The sequence below is a fragment of the Fodinicurvata sp. EGI_FJ10296 genome (genome assembly GCF_040712075.1).
Classification (GTDB): domain Bacteria; phylum Pseudomonadota; class Alphaproteobacteria; order DSM-16000; family Inquilinaceae; genus JBFCVL01.
In genome coordinates, this window is the sequence record NZ_JBFCVL010000006.1 from 405,139 (window position 1) to 421,506 (window position 16,368).

At 62.0% G+C, this 16,368-nt stretch carries 18 protein-coding genes; 5 read left to right on the forward strand and 13 right to left on the reverse strand.

Annotated features, from left to right (window positions below; translation table 11 throughout):
- Window positions 1-53: 53 nt before the first annotated feature.
- Together rho and ABZ728_RS15495 are read left to right on the forward strand one after the other, a co-directional pair.
- Window positions 54-1,457, forward strand: a complete 1,404-nt coding sequence (rho, locus tag ABZ728_RS15490) for a transcription termination factor Rho (protein ID WP_366657128.1) — start codon at window positions 54-56, stop codon at window positions 1,455-1,457.
- A 312-nt stretch (window positions 1,458-1,769) separates the two neighbouring features.
- Window positions 1,770-1,949, forward strand: coding sequence for a hypothetical protein (locus ABZ728_RS15495; RefSeq protein ID WP_366657129.1), 180 nt, complete (start codon window positions 1,770-1,772; stop codon window positions 1,947-1,949).
- A 344-nt stretch (window positions 1,950-2,293) separates the two neighbouring features.
- Here the strand turns inward: ABZ728_RS15495 and ABZ728_RS15500 are convergent, their stop codons facing one another.
- The 8 genes from ABZ728_RS15500 to ABZ728_RS15535 form a co-directional block, all read right to left on the reverse strand.
- Window positions 2,294-2,998 (reverse strand): helix-turn-helix domain-containing protein, encoded by a 705-nt coding sequence (locus ABZ728_RS15500; RefSeq protein WP_366657130.1) that lies wholly within the window; start codon window positions 2,996-2,998, stop codon window positions 2,294-2,296.
- 196 nt (window positions 2,999-3,194) lie between these two features.
- Window positions 3,195-3,329 carry a hypothetical protein gene (locus ABZ728_RS15505; RefSeq protein ID WP_366657131.1) on the reverse strand — a complete coding sequence of 45 codons (135 nt, stop codon included), beginning with the start codon at window positions 3,327-3,329 and terminating at the stop codon, window positions 3,195-3,197.
- Between the two features lie 120 nt (window positions 3,330-3,449).
- Window positions 3,450-4,337, reverse strand: coding sequence for an MBL fold metallo-hydrolase (locus ABZ728_RS15510; RefSeq protein ID WP_366657132.1), 888 nt, complete (start codon window positions 4,335-4,337; stop codon window positions 3,450-3,452).
- A gap of 183 nt (window positions 4,338-4,520) precedes the next feature.
- Window positions 4,521-5,129, reverse strand: coding sequence for a methyltransferase domain-containing protein (locus ABZ728_RS15515; RefSeq protein ID WP_366657133.1), 609 nt, complete (start codon window positions 5,127-5,129; stop codon window positions 4,521-4,523).
- A gap of 100 nt (window positions 5,130-5,229) precedes the next feature.
- Window positions 5,230-5,832, reverse strand: coding sequence for a hypothetical protein (locus ABZ728_RS15520; RefSeq protein ID WP_366657134.1), 603 nt, complete (start codon window positions 5,830-5,832; stop codon window positions 5,230-5,232).
- 146 nt (window positions 5,833-5,978) lie between these two features.
- Window positions 5,979-7,310, reverse strand: coding sequence for a sulfite oxidase (locus ABZ728_RS15525; protein WP_366657135.1), 1,332 nt, complete (start codon window positions 7,308-7,310; stop codon window positions 5,979-5,981).
- Between the two features lie 222 nt (window positions 7,311-7,532).
- Window positions 7,533-8,483 (reverse strand): DMT family transporter, encoded by a 951-nt coding sequence (locus tag ABZ728_RS15530; RefSeq protein ID WP_366657136.1) that lies wholly within the window; start codon window positions 8,481-8,483, stop codon window positions 7,533-7,535.
- Window positions 8,484-8,529: 46 nt separating this feature from the next.
- Entirely contained in the window at window positions 8,530-9,045 is a 516-nt protein-coding gene (locus ABZ728_RS15535; protein WP_366657137.1) for a MarR family transcriptional regulator, read from the reverse strand.
- Window positions 9,046-9,167: 122 nt separating this feature from the next.
- Here ABZ728_RS15535 and ABZ728_RS15540 point away from each other — a divergent pair, with 122 nt between their 5' ends.
- Window positions 9,168-10,076, forward strand: coding sequence for a branched-chain amino acid aminotransferase (locus tag ABZ728_RS15540; RefSeq protein WP_366657138.1), 909 nt, complete (start codon window positions 9,168-9,170; stop codon window positions 10,074-10,076).
- Between the two features lies 1 nt (window position 10,077).
- Here the strand turns inward: ABZ728_RS15540 and ABZ728_RS15545 are convergent, their stop codons facing one another.
- The 4 genes from ABZ728_RS15545 to pgsA form a co-directional block, all read right to left on the reverse strand.
- Window positions 10,078-10,605, reverse strand: coding sequence for a molybdenum cofactor biosynthesis protein MoaE (locus tag ABZ728_RS15545; RefSeq protein WP_366657206.1), 528 nt, complete (start codon window positions 10,603-10,605; stop codon window positions 10,078-10,080).
- A gap of 21 nt (window positions 10,606-10,626) precedes the next feature.
- On the reverse strand, window positions 10,627-10,878 hold the full coding sequence (gene moaD / locus ABZ728_RS15550; protein ID WP_366657139.1) for a molybdopterin converting factor subunit 1: 252 nt from the start codon (window positions 10,876-10,878) through the stop codon (window positions 10,627-10,629).
- Between the two features lie 88 nt (window positions 10,879-10,966).
- Window positions 10,967-11,551 (reverse strand): DUF2062 domain-containing protein, encoded by a 585-nt coding sequence (locus ABZ728_RS15555; RefSeq protein WP_366657140.1) that lies wholly within the window; start codon window positions 11,549-11,551, stop codon window positions 10,967-10,969.
- 177 nt (window positions 11,552-11,728) lie between these two features.
- The gene (gene pgsA / locus ABZ728_RS15560) at window positions 11,729-12,349 is read right to left on the reverse strand and encodes a CDP-diacylglycerol--glycerol-3-phosphate 3-phosphatidyltransferase (RefSeq protein WP_366657141.1); all 621 of its coding nucleotides are present in this window, start codon (window positions 12,347-12,349) and stop codon (window positions 11,729-11,731) included.
- Window positions 12,350-12,851: 502 nt separating this feature from the next.
- On the opposite strand from pgsA, the gene ABZ728_RS15565 reads away from it, so the two are divergent.
- Window positions 12,852-14,207, forward strand: a complete 1,356-nt coding sequence (locus tag ABZ728_RS15565) for a nicotinate phosphoribosyltransferase (protein ID WP_366657142.1) — start codon at window positions 12,852-12,854, stop codon at window positions 14,205-14,207.
- 16 nt (window positions 14,208-14,223) lie between these two features.
- Window positions 14,224-15,357, forward strand: a complete 1,134-nt coding sequence (locus tag ABZ728_RS15570) for a hypothetical protein (protein ID WP_366657143.1) — start codon at window positions 14,224-14,226, stop codon at window positions 15,355-15,357.
- A 15-nt stretch (window positions 15,358-15,372) separates the two neighbouring features.
- Here the strand turns inward: ABZ728_RS15570 and prs are convergent, their stop codons facing one another.
- Window positions 15,373-16,353, reverse strand: coding sequence for a ribose-phosphate diphosphokinase (gene prs, locus ABZ728_RS15575; RefSeq protein ID WP_366657144.1), 981 nt, complete (start codon window positions 16,351-16,353; stop codon window positions 15,373-15,375).
- Window positions 16,354-16,368: the final 15 nt, after the last annotated feature.

Consider the following 16,368-nt stretch of genomic DNA (forward strand, 5'->3'; position numbering starts at 1 on the left):
TCGCCGCAGCTGGCGGCGCCATCTGGTGAATTGGGAACGCTCGGAGTTCATGCATGTATCTGGATCAGATCACCGGTAAGAGCGACGATGAATTGTCGGCCCTTGCGGATGCTGTGAACGTCGACGAGTGGTGGCGCCTTGAGCGGCCGGAAGCCATACGCCAGGTGATCCGGAATCTGTTTCGCCATCACGACCTGAAGCAGCTTACGGTTGAAGGTGTTCTTTGCGAGGATGATGTCGGTTCGGACGCGAAGGCGTCAGCGTCTCTTCGCGTTACCGACCGCTATGGCGACGGTGCCGATATCGTTCAGGTTCCGGGCGAACTGATCCGCGACTGCAATTTGCGGGCGGGCGATGTCCTGACGGGTCGGCTGGGTGCGGCGCCGGGGCCAGATGGCCGGTTCTTCATGGTGGCCGTGACCAACGTCAATGGCAAACCCGCCTGGGCGGCTCAGCGCCGCCGCAATTTCTGCCATTTGACCCCTATCCATCCCGACCGGTTCCTGCCGCTCGAATACCCTGGCGCGGGCTCTCCGGAAGTAACCCGGATGGTCGATCTCATTGCGCCGCAAGGCAAGGGGCAGCGCACATTGATCGTCGCGCCGCCCCGCAGCGGCAAGACGATGCTGCTGAAGGAAATCGCCAACGGCGTTTCCTACAACCACCCGCGCGCCATGCTGATCGCGCTTCTGGTCGATGAACGGCCCGAGGAAGTCACCGATTTCATCGAGAATACCCAGGCCGAAGTCTGCTACTCCACCTTCGATTCGCCGCCTGATGAACATATCGAAGTGGCGGAGAAGACCCTGGCCAAAGCCAAGCGGCTGGTCGAATTCGGTCGGGATGTCGTGGTGCTGATCGACAGCATTACCCGGCTGACCCGCGCCTACAACGCGATGGCGCCGGCAACGGGGCGGGTCATGTCCGGAGGCATCGAGGCAATTTCGCTGCAGCGGGCGAAAAAGCTGTTCGGCGCCGCGCGCAATCTCCGCGAGGGCGGGTCGCTCACCGTGATGGCGACAGCACTGGTGGAAACCGGGTCGCGAATGGACGATCTGATCTATGAGGAATGGAAAGGGACCGGCAACTCGGAAATCGTCCTCGACCGGCGCATCGCGGAGCGGCAAATATGGCCGGCGCTGGATATGGCCAAATCCGAAACGCGTCAGTGGTCGCTGCTCTTCGACGATCAGGAGCGCAAGATTCGCCAGGCGCTGCGGACAGTAACGGCCGCACCTGGATCGATGCGAGGCGATACGGCACCCGGATCAATGACCGCCGACCTGCTGGAACAGATACGTTCGACACGAATGAATGCCGAGCTTCTGGCCAGGATCGGCCGCCGTATCGAGGCCGGCCAGGGCGGAGATACCGAAGCAGGCCGACCGGGCGCCAGGTCCGTGAAGACCGGGGGTCCCGGACCGATGCGCCGCGATCGCCGCATCCCCCGAGTCTGACAATTCGGCTGCTTACGGCTCCCGTTTCTGACATTCGGCCATCCAGCCGTCCCGCACCGCCATTTCGATCAGGTGGCCCGATCCGGGCAGTGCAATACGGCAGGGTCCCTCGCGCTTGCCGCCCCCGCGAGGCACGCCGAGCCGCTACGCGGCGGACCGCCGAGGGCCGGCAAAAAGTCTTGCCGCTCACGAAGTGACGCTTCAGGGCCTCAGTCTCCTGCGCGAGGGGACGCTGAAGCAGACGAGGCGGCACGCCAGTTGTTCGAGCAGGCGATCGGCCTGGATCCGCAATAAGCACGGGCGCATGCGGGTATGTCGCTGAGTTGGTTCAACGAGTGGAGTTGTCGGTTCTGGGACAGGTTCGAGGAGGCAAGCCGCCAGTCTTACGTTCATGCACACCGGGCTCTGGATCGCGATGACAGCGACGCGATGGTCAATCTCGTTCTGGGAAAGGCCCAGCTCTATCGAAATGCTTTCGAACAGGCTGGTTGATATGTCGATCGGGCGGTGGCGCTGTGCCCCAAAGATGCCAACGACACCGGACGTGCCGAAAGGGTGCCCGAAGAAATCGAATCGTTGATCGCGTCGCTTTCGCGCGCATTCGGATTTGGTGGGCGACGTCGGCGTATCGGTGACGACAATGAACGGGCGCGGTCGGCAATCACATGGCGCGTTCGCCATACAGGTGTCTTCTGTCAGTATGCGCCGAGCTATCCTGTGGTATGGCGGCTGGATGATCGGCCGCCGGGGGCGGAATCTCCTGGGGAATGGCTGGCAAGCGAGGCACCGGAAAATGGCAGCCCGTCGGCATGATTGTCAGATCGGGGCCGAAACGGCTACTGCCACGTCCATAGTTCCACTTCGGCTTTCGCCAGGGCGCGTCGAATATCAGCGAGTGCCTTGTCGACCCTGGCATAGTCCTCCTGAGCGCGGGTCTGGCGCCACTGCTCCAGCGCCTGGGCCACTGCCCTGGACGAATCGCGGATTTCACCGGCAGCACATTGCACACCCGCCGAACCCGGTGCGGGACTGTCCGCCCCCGAAGTCCCGGAGCCGTTTTGCCCGGCATTGGCCGCCGTTGGCTGTGGGCGATCGCTCCCCGCCTTTGCGTCGAGACGCGCCTCGTGGCCCGAAACCGAACTCGAAACCGAACCCTGATTCTGGAGTGACAGTACCGGTCGCGACTCCCTCGGCTCCCTCGGCGCCGTGACGACGTCAGCATTCAGGCCAGGCTCGGGTTTGTTGCGGCTCCTTGACTCATTGCCGGTCTCGACCCTGACGGCCTGATCGACAGGTGCAGTGTCATTGGCCCTCGTGACGACAGGGTCCGATGTCGTGCCAGTCAGAGCATCGCCGTGACTGCGACCCGGCTGGGGCGGCGTGTCTCTCGCGCCGGAACCGCTGGCACAAATGCGGCTGACCGTCGCGATCCCGACTGAAAATTGGGTAGCAATTGCCGACAATGTCATTCCGTGTCGATCACGCAACTCGATGATTCGTGCCTGATCATCGGGTCCCAGCTTTTTGGGGCGTCCTGCCATTGGGATATCCAAGCGATTTGAACAGTCTGATCGAATAAATAGGACGCGCGCCGATGTGTGAAAAGCCCTTTTTCAAGCAATAAACCTGCCGACGATATTTCTGTCAACGGAACAATCCAGTGATACGCTGGTGTGCCAGCAGTATACCAGAGGTCGACCGCATCAGTTCCATTAGCGGTCCTGGCTCGGCCGCCAGTCAGAATGGTCCGCGAAGCTTGCCGCGCCGCATCGACCGGCGCAGGGTTCGCCGCACCAGACGCGAACCCAGCCGTCCCCGGCTCATGGCCTGGAAATCACCGAACAGTCGAAGCAACCTGAACAGAATCCTCATCACTTACTCCACCATATGTCGGGCAATGTGAGCAATAATGTGCCACAAACCGAAAGACGATGCATTCATCTTGCGAACGCATCGTCGATCGGACCCTATAGTATGAGGTGTCAAGTGAGGTTAGTCCCAGGCTGCGCCTTCAAGCGTATTGAGAGGAATTTTCAGATACTGTCGGCCGTTGCTTTCCGGCGCCGGTAGCCTGCCGCCATTCATATTTATCTGAAGGGAATGGAGGATCAGTTTCGGCATCGGCAGTGTGCGGTCTCTCGCCTCGCGCAACTCCACGAATGCGGCTTCATTCTGTCCGCTGGCGACATGAATATTTTGAGCTTTCTGTTGTGCGATCGTGCTTTCCCATAGCGGCTCCCGGTCGCCGGGTTGGTAATCATGGCCGGTAAAGACGCGGGTTTCATCCGGCAGGGACAGCAGCTGCTGAATTGATTTCCAGATCACCCGCGCATCGCCGCCGGGGAAATCAGCGCGCGCAGTGCCGCTATCCGGCATGAACAACGTGTCGTGTACGAATGCGGCATCGCCAATCACATAGGTAATCGAAGCCAGGGTATGGCCGGGCGACAGCATTACCTTTGCGTCTATATTGCCTACCTTGAACGTCTCGCCATCCGCGAACAGTTTATCCCACTGGGAGCCGTCGGCTGGAAAGTCGGGCCAGTTATACAGCCCTTTCCAGAGTTTCTGGACCTCAACGACCTTTTCGCCGATCGCGGTGGGCGCACCGGTCTTTTCCTTGAGGTACCGGGCTGCGGAGAAATGGTCGGCATGGGGATGGGTATCCAGAATCCACTGGACCGTCAGACCCTGCGTTTCAATGAAATCGAGGATTCGGTCGGCATTGATCGTCGCCGTCGCCCCGGATTTTTCATCGAAATCCAGGACGGGGTCGATGATGGCGCATTTCCGGGTTGCCGGGTCGGCCACGACGTATTGAACCGAAAAGGTCCGTTCGTCGAAAAAACCAGTCACTTGCGGTTTCTGTAAATCGTTCATCCTGCACCTCTCAAATGGGCTCGATATCCCGCTTTCGGATCGGGCTGGCGGCTCTTGCGGTCGCTCCGGTTTTGCGGATTCACCGAGATTTCCGGCAGCGGTGGCAAGCGGGTCCGTCTATCGATTAAATAATATATAAAGTGACGTAATAAAAGGGGCCACAGCAAGATTTTGCGGCGCTGTCTATCGCCGGTCCTCGCGGTCGAATACAGCCATCTGGCTGGCGCCGCCCAGTTCCGGATGCGTTCCCGCGATATCGGAACAGCACCCGGTGTAACCGTGACGGCCGGCGACGCCACGGGCCCAGCGGCGGAAACGGTCGCGCCCCCACTCGAACCGATGGTCCGGGTGACGGAAACGGTGCAAAGGGACGCCAAGCACCGGATTGAATTCGGCGTTCGGTGTCGTGATCACGACCCGCCCCGGCCGCATTTCGCCGAATACCGCCTGCTCCACCACTGCCAAACGGCCGGGATCGATGTGCTCGATCGTTTCGACCAGGACGGCGCAGTCGAAGCCGGTCAGGGATCGGCAGTTTTCAGTCAGCGAGCCGTGGATCAGGTCGACTGACGCCGTTATACGGTCTTCCAGTGCCGCCATACGGGCGCGAAGTTGCCGAAGGGATGGGGCCGACAAGTCGATGCCCACGATTGCTTTGACGGTCGGCCAGGTCGCCAGCCGGACGAGCAGATCGCCGTCGCCGCAGCCAAGGTCGAGGACGGTGCCAGGATTGCAGTCGCCAACCGCGTCCAGGACCGCTTGAAGGCGCTGTTCGTGAAGCCACGAAGTCATGGGCCGTGTCCCGGACCGATTCTCGTTCCCGCCTGACTCTACCCTGCAGTCCCGACCATTTCCGGACCGGTACTAAGGCACGCACCGGCAGAGCGTGATGTCAGCTACTGAAGTGACGTACCAGGTAATCCAGGACCGTTGCTCGATCGGCGTCAGGCAGTTCCGCCATGCCGCCATGCGTCACCATCCAGTCCAGCGTATAGTCCCAGCGGTCCCGCGTCATCCTTTGCTGGGTGAAAACCGTCGCTGAATGGCAGCTTGTGCAATTGTAGTAGACGGTTTCGACCCCTTCGGTGTCCGGCAGATTGCCAAAGTCGGGGTTCCGGGGGCCGTCGTATCCAGCGTTCGACGAACTGCCGGTGCCGCCACCCGGCGCCAGGGGGTTGAAGCCGCCACCGGAGACGGACGGTCCCGCCGGCGATCCCAGCGATCTGGACAGGGCTTGCTGTGCCTGTTGACGGCGGTCTTCGGCGCGCCGCGCGGCCTCTGCTTCGGCCTCAGCGGCAGCTTGGGCTTCGGCCTCGGCCTGTGCCGCGGCCCTGGCTTCGGCTGCGTCGCGCTGAGCCGCCGCCAAGTCAGCCTGCCAGGCGTCGTGGCCGGGTTGAACTGCGAAATGACCGGCGATGGAAACGGCGCCGGCGATGCCGATGGCCACGGCGAAGGCTTTCAGCACGGTGGTGCCTGGATTGGTCGAAGTGGTCATCGGCAACGGCAATCTCTTGAATCGAAGCGAGGGGAAGCGGGGCGAGGAGAAGCGGCGAATGCTGGCGACCGGTGGGGGCCGGGGCCGGTCGGGCAGAAGTCCGGCGGACGGTGTCTGTGCCCCGTCCGCCGGTCAGTTCGTGATACTCAGGCTGCGAAGATAGCGATCCGGTGCGACATGTTGTTGCCGTAACCGCGCGGATTCCAGCCGGGAATGACCGGAGGCTGCATGCGCCCGTTGGAGTCGGTGGCGCGAGCCCAGACCTCGTAATAGCCAGCCTCGGGCAGCGTCACCGTGGTTCGCCAGTTCTGCCATGCGCCCGGATTGACCGGATCGTCGAGTTCCGCCGCCTGCCAAGACTGGCCGAAATCGATCGAAACGTCGAGGGCGGAAACTTCCGCGTCGCCGACCCAGGCGTGGCCGCGGATTTCCGTCGCCTCACCTGCAGCAGTCTCAGTGCCCGTTTCCGGGAAGGTGATGATGGATTTGACCGGCATGGCCTCCATGATCTCCATGTCGCTTTCCGGTACTTCGGTGCCGGGCGCGACGGGATAGGCCGGCATGCGGTACGAGTAGCCGCCCATCTTTTCGCCGTCGTGAACCTGGTCGCGCACCTGGATTCGCGTCAGGAATTTCTGGCTGCACGAACCGGGCCAGCCCGGCACGACGAGACGAAGGGGATGGCCATTTGGCTGCGGCATATCCCCGCCATTCATGGCCCAGACGATCATGACAGTCGGATCCATGGCTTTTTCTATGGGCACACCCCGGCTTATTGCGTCCCGCTCGGTATCGCCGGAAATGTGGGGGTCGTTGCCATAGTGCCCGGTATAGACCGCACTGTCGCGTACGCCGGCGCGTTCCAGCACATCGCGCAGCCTTACGCCCGTCCATTCGGGGCAGCCGACCGCGCCAAAGGTCCATTGATTGCCCGATGCACCGGGGTTGAAGAACGCCCGGCCATTGCCACCACATTCGACATGAAGGGCGACGGTGTGAACATCGAAGTCGTTCTGCAGATCGGCGATCGACAGTTCCAGCGGATTATCGACCTCGCCATCGATGATCAGGCGCCAATTCTCCACCACATCGTCGGACTGATTGTCCGGTATCAGCCCGTTGGAACGGATGAACATGCGATCGTTGGGCGTGATGGCATCATCGAGCAGGTGAGGCGGCGTTTCGGCATTGAGCGGACGTTCGTTGAGCAGGGTAAGGCCGTCATACTGTCCAAACGCGTCCATTTCGGGAATTTGGGCGAATGCTGCCGGGATAAGGCCGGCCGGCATGCTGCGATGGAACGGAATGGAAGCGCCGATCGCCAGGCCCATGGCGCTGAGGCCGGCGCCGCGCAGGAAGCCACGTCTGTCGGAATGAGCAATGCGGCCCCAGAGCCGGCGGTCGCCAGCTTCGATGCCCTCGGAATACGCGTCGGCAAAGTTGGTGCGGGGATCTCGGGACTGAATGTCGTCAGGCATGGTCGGTTCCTCCGGTTTCGCCGGCCCGCATTCACGGATGCCGGGGCTGCCAAGCCGGACATGCCGGCGGTCGGCTTTTCTTTGATTGCATAGATGCTTAATTGTATGCCCGATGACAAGGCGAGGTCCAGCAACTTCTCGCCATACTCCTTCAGGATGATGGCATACTATCCGGAAGTTTCGGTTTCCGGTTTGGCTTTATCGCTTTGTAAGGCGAGCAGTTCAGGCGCCCGGGACGTCCCCGGGAGGGCGCGTCGTCACCACTTGGCGGTGCTTTTTCACGCGCTGTTCACGGAAATAGATATAGAGCCCTGCGCCGACGATGACAGCCGCCCCGATCAGCATGTTCCAACGCGGGATGTCGCCGAAGAAGAAATAGCCGAAGATAACCGCCCAGGGCAGCAGCGTGTACTGGAACGGCGCAATCGTTGCGGCATCGGCAAGCTTTAGCGACCGGTTGATCAGGACATGCGCACCCATGGCAATGATGCCGAGGCAGCCAAGCAGCATCCAGTCGAAATCGGTTGGCTGCACCCAGCCCCACGGCGCCAGGACCGCACCCGCAATCAGGGCCCCCATAGTCTGCCAGAAAACGAGGGCCGTGTCCGGCGTTCGTCTGAGCATGCGGCCCGTCAGCATCATCAAGGCGAAGGTCAGGCTGCCGACGACGGAAATGAGCGCCGGGAGCGTAAGCGTGGCCGACGACGGGTTGAGGACGATGATGACGCCGATGAAGCCTACGATAATCCCGGTCCAGCGGCGCCATCCGACGGACTCGCCCAGAAGCATCGGCGACAGGGCCGCGACATAGATCGGCGCAGCGAGCCAGAATGTCATGACGTCGGCCAAGGGTAGAAAATACACTGCGGAATAGAAACAGAACACTTCGGCTGTGGAGAACAGGACACGCAATGCCTGGATGCCCGGCCGGTCGCGGGAAACGATCGCCGGACGCCCCCAAAGCCATATAAAGGGCAGCAGGGCGACAAGGGCGGCCGCCGAGCGAATTAGCAGTACCTGTCCGACGGAATAGGTTGTGACCAGCCATTTGCCCAGCGCGTCGTTGGCGCTGAACAGGAACATGCCGATCAGGACGAGGGCAATCCCGAGCGCGACCGCCGGCGAGGGCAGGGCATCGGCAACGGCCGGCGCCGAAGTGTTCCGTTGCCTCATGTGCAGAGGCCGTGTGTTGCGGCGGCGGTCACGCCGGGCCGGCCGGTCATGATCGGCGTCCTTGCCGGGTGCTGTCGCGCCCGATATCCGGGGCCTGGAAGCGCTTGTCCTCGTCGATGAGGCCATGAAGCACTTGCCGGAATCCTTCTACAGCGTCGGCGCCTGCCTCACGATAGGCGCGGGCAAGCCGGGCCCGCTGACGTTCGGACAGGCTTCGCTCCAGCGCTTCGCCGTCCTCGGTCAGTTCCAGCAGACGCTGGCGTCTGTCGGTCGTGCCCTGACGCTGAACGACATAGCCCTTCGACATCAGATCCGTCAGCACACGGCTCAGGCTTTGCTTGGTGATCCGAAGGATCCGCAGCAGGTCGGATACGGTTATCCCGGGATTGCGCCCGACGAAATAGATAACGCGATGATGGGCGCGGCCGAGTCCGAGCTCGTCGAGAATTCGGTCGGCCTCGCCGGTGAAATCACGATAAGCGAAAAAAAGCAGCTCTATGCCCTGGCGCAACTCCTCCTCACGGAGGAACAGAGGATTGGCACCAACCTTCGGTTCAGTCATGTCGCCTCGGAAACTCAGGCATGATGGTACCGATTATGTCAGCTATGTTGACACACCGAAAGGGAAAATGTTACACAGTGAGCGAGGGAACGGTAACTTTCTAACAACTGGACCATTTTATCATGGCGAATCTTCCATTCGATGATCGTGACGGCTCGATCTGGCTTGATGGCCGGATGGTGCCCTGGCGTGACGCGCAAATTCATGTCCTGACCCACGGTTTGCATTACGGCAGTTGTGTATTCGAGGGTGAACGGGTTTACAACGGTCAGGTTTTCAAGCTGACGGAACACTCCGAGCGGCTCGTCTACTCTGCCCGCGTGCTCGGCTTCGACCTGCCGATAACGGCGGCCGAGATCGATGAGGCCACACGCCAGGTCATCGCCGCAAACAATATCGTCGATGGCTATGTGCGACCGGTTGCGTGGCGCGGGTCGGAAATGATGGGCGTTTCAGCTCAGCACAACACCATCCGCATGGCCATCGCGACCTGGGAATGGCCAAGCTATTTCGATCCGGCGGCGCGGATGAAGGGGATCAAACTGCAGACGAGCCAATGGGCACGGCCGTCACCGGCAACGGCGCCGGTGCACGCCAAGGCGGCGGGTCTCTACATGATCTGCACCATGTCGAAGCACGCCGCCGAGGGCGCGGGCTTCCACGACGCCCTGATGTACGATTACCGCGGCCGGATTGCCGAATCGACGGGCGCCAACATCTTCTTTGTCATCGACGGGGAAATCCACACGCCCGAACCGGATTGCTTCCTCGACGGGATCACGCGCCGCACGGTGATCGGTCTGGCGCGCGAGGCAGGCATGACGGTGATCGAACGTCCGATGTGGCCGGATGATCTGGAAAAGGCGACGGAGGTGTTCATTACCGGTACCGCGGCCGAGGTGACGCCCGTCGGGCTGATCGACAGCCGCACCTATACGCCGGGCAAGATCACCGAAACCCTGATCGATGCCTATACCAGGGCTGTCAACGCGCCTTCAGCCACTGCTTCCGCGACAAGCGCCGCGGAATAATCTATTCCGTGTTGCCTGGGTTCCAGCGCGCGGCAGCGGCATCGTCACTGTCGCGGGCATCCACCCAGCGTTCGCCGGACGGCGTCTCTTCGAGCTTCCAGAACGGTGCCTTTGTCTTCAGCCAATCCATCAGGAACCGGCAGGTGTCGAAGGCGGCGTCGCGATGCGGCGACGCGGTCAGGACGAGCACGATCGGTTCTCCGGGCAGCATGCGGCCGAACCGGTGGATGACGGTGGCTCGTCGAAGGGCAGGCCACCGCTCGGCGGCCTCTTCTGCGATCGCCGTGATCGCCTTTTCCGTCATGCCCGGATAATGCTCCAGGGTCATCGCCCGGATCGTGGTCTCGCCGTTTGCGGCGTGCTCGGCATCATCAGGGCCCGGACCATGACGATCATCGCTACCCCGGACGAGGCCGACGAACGACGCGACCGCCCCGATATCGGTAGCATTGTTCACTGCCGGCACCTGGACGAACCGGCCGTATTCGACGCCGGCATCGAACGGCTGTTCCTGTACTCTGACGTCGATCTCGGCCATTGCGATATTCCTTCAGCCGCCGGTCATCGGCGGGAACAAAGCGACTTCATCGTCCTGACCGACCGGCGTCGCCGGATCGGCAAATGTCTGATTGACGGCGACGCGAACGACCGAATCGTGCTTCAGCGCTTCGGCATAGCCGCTGCCGCGTGTTTTCAACCAGCCGACGAGGTCGGCGACCGTCCTCACATCGTCGGGCGGTGTCACGAGTTCCTCGTTGACGCCGATATGTGTCCGCAGCCATGCGAAATAGAGCAGCTTCATATCGCCTCCTCGGTCGTCCGACGCTTCTGCGGTTCAGGTGAAAACAATAGGCGGCAAAATCCACAGGCGCTACCAATTCGATTTGAGGTCACAACGACCGATTGTTCAGCGACCCGACGGAAACCGCGGGGCGGGCATCCGGTTTGCCGTTGGGTCCGGCATTACCGACTTCCCTGCGCGCCTTCCGGCGTCGGCGCGTCTCCAGGCGCCGGCCGATCATGCGTCCCAGGAAATAGCTGCCGATGGCTGCGGGTATCGCATAGGGCATCGACCCCAGAAATGCCAGCAGCAGCAGATAGCCGCTTTCCTGGACCACGGCCAGCACCCCGTCGGCCTGTAGGCGGCTGACCAGATCGTTGACCAGCGCCGCCCCGCCCATACAACTCGGCGAGATCGCGCATCCGGTCAGAATGAACAGCGAATAGGCCGGGGTTATCGTAAACGGGTTCGTGATATTCGTTAAGACCAGGGCGATTGCCACGTTGAACGGTCGCCTGGACCAATGTGCAATGGCCCAGCAAACCGCGATGCCGATGAACTGAAATCCGACGGTCGCCGAGGCCCCCCAGAAGACACCAATGGCAAGGCTGCGGGCGATGACCTCCGGCGTCAGCTGCATCCGGATCATCGGCCTCAGAAGATGTCGAAAGAATCGTTTGCGGAACCAGATCACTTCGGTGACTGCGCGTCCGAGTTATTGCGGTGCCCGAGCCGAGACCGACCCGCGCGCGAGATCGCTTCGCCGGTGGCAAAATCCTTCCTACCCGAAACCGATCGGGAAACCGATTTCCTGGACGGTCCCGCGAACGGAGCGGAATCGGAAATGTCGACGACCCTTGAGTTCGTCGCTTCAGCCAACGGAACTGGCCCTGTTGGTCGATTGATCGCGCGTCGAAGCGGGCGGCGGCGATTGGGGATGCATCGCCTGGCTGAGGCCGGCTTGCAGATATGTCCATCCCGTGACCATTGTCAGTACCGCGGCGATCCAAAGCAGAAGCATACCGACCGGATCGACCTGCCACCAACCCGGTGCCGAATCGCCGACGATGAGCATCCCCAACGCCGTCATCTGGATCCCGGTCTTCCACTTCGCAAGGTTTGATACCGGCAATCCCGGTGCGTTCATGCCGGCGAGGAATTCCCTCAGGCCGGAAATCAGGATCTCGCGCAGCAGAATGGCCAGCGCAGCCAGGAACGTCAGTCCGGTGATGCGGTCGAATGCGATCAGCGTCAGCAGTGTCGCCGCAACCAGCAGTTTGTCCGCGATCGGGTCCAGAAGTTTACCCAGAAGCGATACGACTTCCATCTTGCGTGCGAGATAGCCGTCGAAAAAATCCGTAACCGCAGCGATTACGAAAATGCCCCCGGCCGTCCATGGCGCCCATGGGCGATCGATGAAAAACAGCCCGACAAGAACCGGAATGCAGATGATCCGGAAAATGGTCAGCGCATTGGGCAGGGATGTGATCATGGTTACCCGTTCGACTGTCCGTGGTCGCCACCGGCGGTGAAGCCGGTTCCCATGCACCTTTCTGGGCGACGTGCCTGCCGATGACAAGTCCCATCACGGCGACTGCACGACGCATCCGTCACCACGCATACGATACAGACGTCCAACGACGATGAGAACATCCGGAAATGTGTGCATCCGGATCCATAGGCGCAGCCCGACCGGGGACCCATTACGGGAACCCTGGAAGGGGGTGCTGTGATTCACTGTCTTCAAAGGAAGACGAATGGTAAATTATGGTGATGGATCATGGCAATTTTTGGCTGAGCGCCGAGTGGTAATTGCGGCGTTGGCCGATGTTGCCGCGGGATCGTTCGGGGGGATCAGGTGCCCCTGGAAGCCGGTACCGGAAAGATATGATCACCGGGCTTTCCCGCTGGCCTCTATGCGTTCACCATGGGCGAATTCTTCGAAAACCGGGGACTCGTCCCGTACCATCGAAACGGCTGGCCAGGGTGAGACAATGTCCGCACTCTTCACCGATTTCTACGAGATCACAATGGCCCGCGCCTATCGTGCGCACTCGATGAAGGGCGACGCCGTCTTCAGCCTGTTCGTGCGCAAGCTGCCCCAGCATCGGAACTTCATGATCGCCTGCGGGCTTGACGATTTGCTTCAGGCTGTCGACGACTTCCGTTTCGATGACGAGGATATCCGCTATCTCGCGACGCTGGGCCCGTTCGAGGCAGACTTCCTTGAATGGGCGAAGGCCTTTCGCTTCAGCGGGGAGATACGCGCCGTTCCGGAAGGCACGCCGGTGTTCGGGAACGAGCCGATCGTCGAAATCCGGGGACCCATTGCCGAAGCGCAACTCCTTGAAACACTGGCGCTCAATATCGTCAGTTTTCAGACTTCCATCGCTTCGAAAGCCGCTCGTATCGTCAGCGCCGCCCAGGGGCGGCCGATCACCGATTTCGGCGGCAGACGGGCTCATGGCCGCGAGGCTGCGATCATGGGGGCGCGGGCCGCCTATGTTGCCGGTGTGACGGCAACGTCGAACGTGGAAGCCGGACGCGCCTATGGTATTCCGGTTGCCGGTACCATGGCACACAGTTTTGTGCAGGCTTTTCCATCCGAAATCGACGCGTTCCGCGCCATTTCGTCCGTCGTCCCGGATATTGCCTTGCTGGTCGACACCTATGACACGATGGGTGGTGTCGAGACCGTCATTGCTCTGGCCAGGGAGCGGGGGCTGGATTTCAAAATCCGGGCGATCAGGCTGGATTCCGGCGATCTGCTGGCATTGTCGCAACAGGCGCGCGGACGGTTGGATGCTGCCAGACTGGAAGGGGTGGCCATCGTCGCCAGCGGCGGCATGAACGAATGGCAGATCGATCGTCTCTTGATGGGCGGCGCTCCGATCGATGCTTTCGGTGTCGGGACGGATATGATCGTCTCGACCGACGCCCCGTCTCTGGACATCGCTTACAAGCTGACAGACTACGAGGGACGGGGCCGGCTGAAGATGTCGGCCGGCAAAGAGACCTTGCCGGGGCCCAAGCAGGTATTCAGGCGCTTCTCGAACGGGATCGCCGTCGGTGACACGATTGCCCTGGCAACCGAGGAGGGCGCCGGTCCGAACGATGCTGGCGACCCCTTGCTCAGGCCGGTGATGACGGGCGGCCGGCGGACGGCGCATCTCGGGATGGAGCGCGAACCGATCAGCGACATACGGGCGCGGGCGCAAGCCCTGGTCGACACATTGCCGGACCGGCTGCGGCGCCTCGCGCCCGCGGATTCACCTTATCCCGTCGCCGTCAGCGCCGACCTGAAACGATATCAAGGCGAAATCCGCGATAGCATCCTGCACGGCCGATAGTGCGGAGCCCCTGGTCATGACCCAGTCGAGGACGAGCCGCCGCATCGATCCAACGGCGGAAAAGGTAAGCTTTCTCGGCAGTCCGACCGCCTATCCGACGCCGACGCGCCGGGTCGAAACCCTCGAAACGACTATGTCCTGGGTGTTTCTGACCGATGACCGTGCCTTCAAGCTCAAGAAGCCCGTTCAGCACCGGCACCTCGACTTCAGCACCTTGGAGAAGCGCCGGTTTTTCTGTGAGGAAGAGGTGCGCCTCAACCGCCGGCTGGCGGCCGAAACCTATGTCCGGACGCTTCCCCTTCGGCGGCTGTGCAGCGGTGGATTGACGTTGGGCGAGGAGAGTGTCGAAGGGACCGGGCGTGTGGTCGACTGGCTGGTCGAAATGAAGCGGCTGCCGCAATCGGATATGCTGGATGCGCGGATCCGCCAGGGGCGGCTCCAGGTTTCGGATGTCCGGTGCATCGCCACGCGCCTTTCCGATTTTTACATCCGTGCCCGGCGACCGGAAAACCGGGTGGACGGAACCTCTTATCTACGCTTCCTCGCCGCCGAGCAGGGCCTGAACCGATCTATCCTCATGCGGCGGGCGTTGGGATTGGCCAACATCGCCGCTGGCCCGCTCGCGGCGGTCGACAGGCTTTTCGACGCCTGTCAGAAAGAGATCGGCGACCGTATGGCAACGCATATGATCGTCGAAGGGCACGGCGATCTCAGACCCGAGCACATCTGCCTCACCGACCCGCCCCAGATCATCGATTGTCTGGAATTCAACCGCGCCATGCGGATCATCGATCCATGCGACGAAATCACGTATCTGGGCATGGAGTGCGATATGTTGGGCGCATCCGGGGTTCGTGGGACTCTGGAGCGCATGATGGCGGCCGCTGAGCCGTCCGCCTCCGACCGCTCCGGTGCCGGCCCGTTTTCCGACCCGTCGCCCGCGCTGCTGGCGCTCTATGGCGGGTTCAGGGCACTTCTGAGAGCACGGCTGTGCATCGTGCATCTACTTTCGAAGCCCGTCCGGCACGCCGAACGGTGGCGGCCGCTGGCGATTGCCTATATCCGCCAGGCCGAGCGGGAGATCGATGTCGCGACTTCTTCGCGCGCGCCGGTCGCGCAGGATTTCGACGCCGGAAAGGGCGATGATTGATCGGCGAAGGCCGGTTCATTCCTCCATGCCCAGCAGGTCCGCGATTGACCCTCCGGAATGAAGTCGGGTGATGGCTTGCCCGATCAGGTCGCCGACACCGATGATATCGAGACGGGCGGCGGGGAAAGCGGTTTTCGCGCGCGCGGCGGCGGCCGTGCTGTCAGTGACGGCGATGCTGTCGATGGCGTCGGTCGAGAACAGCCGCACAGCCGCAGAGTCGAACATTCCGTGCGCTGCAAATGCATGGACCGACGCCGCCCCGTGTTCGCGGCACGCTTCCGCGGCGCGCAGGATCGTGCCGCCGCTGACGATCATGTCATCGATGATGACGACGACCGTACCCTCGACCGAGCCGGCGAACAGGTCGCCGGAGACGACGCCGCGACTGCGCCGCTTTTCCATCAATCCGAATCCGATCTTCATATCTGTGTCGGTTTCAAGCGACGCTTTCAGCAGTTGAGCGCGCTTGATGCCGCCGCCGTCGGGCGACAGGATCGTAACGGGCCGGCCATTTGCCAGTTGCCGGATCGTCGGGGTGAACAGCCGCCTGGTATCCAGATGCACCGTCTCGCACCGGAAGGCGTTCTGAAACGCGGCAATGTTGTGTGCATCGACCGTGACGATCCGGTCGACGCCGACGGCTTCGAACAATTGCGCGACATAGCGGGTGGTCACCGGGTCTCGGGCCTTCGTTTGCCGGTCCTTGCGCCCATAGGCCAGACACGGGGTGACCGCCGTCACTCGGGCTGCGCCGTGGTCGCGGCAGGCCGCCAGAAAGAACAGCAGCCTCACCAACCGGTCATTGACCGAGAATCGGGCGTCGCCGACAAGATCGTGAAGGACGAAAACGTCCTCGTCCCGCACGCTCGTCAAAGGGCGGGCCTTGTGTTCCCCACCTTCGAAGTCCCGCTCTTCGTGCGGCGCCGGGGCGTGTCCCAGCGCTGCGGCGATCGACGCGCCGAGTTCTTCCGCTCCGTTCAAGACGAAGAAACGCATGGTCGTCCCTCCCGA

Bases quoted from the DNA above. Each gene is read 5' to 3' on its own strand.
- rho (WP_366657128.1), top strand. From the start codon at position 54: ATGTATCTGGATCAGATCACCGGTAAGAGCGACGATGAATTGTCGGCC.
- ABZ728_RS15495 (WP_366657129.1), top strand. From the start codon at position 1,770: ATGTCGCTGAGTTGGTTCAACGAGTGGAGTTGTCGGTTCTGGGACAGG.
- ABZ728_RS15500 (WP_366657130.1), bottom strand. From the start codon at position 2,998: ATGGCAGGACGCCCCAAAAAGCTGGGACCCGATGATCAGGCACGAATC.
- ABZ728_RS15505 (WP_366657131.1), bottom strand. From the start codon at position 3,329: ATGAGGATTCTGTTCAGGTTGCTTCGACTGTTCGGTGATTTCCAGGCC.
- ABZ728_RS15510 (WP_366657132.1), bottom strand. From the start codon at position 4,337: ATGAACGATTTACAGAAACCGCAAGTGACTGGTTTTTTCGACGAACGG.
- ABZ728_RS15515 (WP_366657133.1), bottom strand. From the start codon at position 5,129: ATGACTTCGTGGCTTCACGAACAGCGCCTTCAAGCGGTCCTGGACGCG.
- ABZ728_RS15520 (WP_366657134.1), bottom strand. From the start codon at position 5,832: ATGACCACTTCGACCAATCCAGGCACCACCGTGCTGAAAGCCTTCGCC.
- ABZ728_RS15525 (WP_366657135.1), bottom strand. From the start codon at position 7,310: ATGCCTGACGACATTCAGTCCCGAGATCCCCGCACCAACTTTGCCGAC.
- ABZ728_RS15530 (WP_366657136.1), bottom strand. From the start codon at position 8,483: ATGAGGCAACGGAACACTTCGGCGCCGGCCGTTGCCGATGCCCTGCCC.
- ABZ728_RS15535 (WP_366657137.1), bottom strand. From the start codon at position 9,045: ATGACTGAACCGAAGGTTGGTGCCAATCCTCTGTTCCTCCGTGAGGAG.
- ABZ728_RS15540 (WP_366657138.1), top strand. From the start codon at position 9,168: ATGGCGAATCTTCCATTCGATGATCGTGACGGCTCGATCTGGCTTGAT.
- moaD (WP_366657139.1), bottom strand. From the start codon at position 10,878: ATGAAGCTGCTCTATTTCGCATGGCTGCGGACACATATCGGCGTCAAC.
- pgsA (WP_366657141.1), bottom strand. From the start codon at position 12,349: ATGATCACATCCCTGCCCAATGCGCTGACCATTTTCCGGATCATCTGC.
- ABZ728_RS15565 (WP_366657142.1), top strand. From the start codon at position 12,852: ATGTCCGCACTCTTCACCGATTTCTACGAGATCACAATGGCCCGCGCC.
- ABZ728_RS15570 (WP_366657143.1), top strand. From the start codon at position 14,224: ATGACCCAGTCGAGGACGAGCCGCCGCATCGATCCAACGGCGGAAAAG.
- prs (WP_366657144.1), bottom strand. From the start codon at position 16,353: ATGCGTTTCTTCGTCTTGAACGGAGCGGAAGAACTCGGCGCGTCGATC.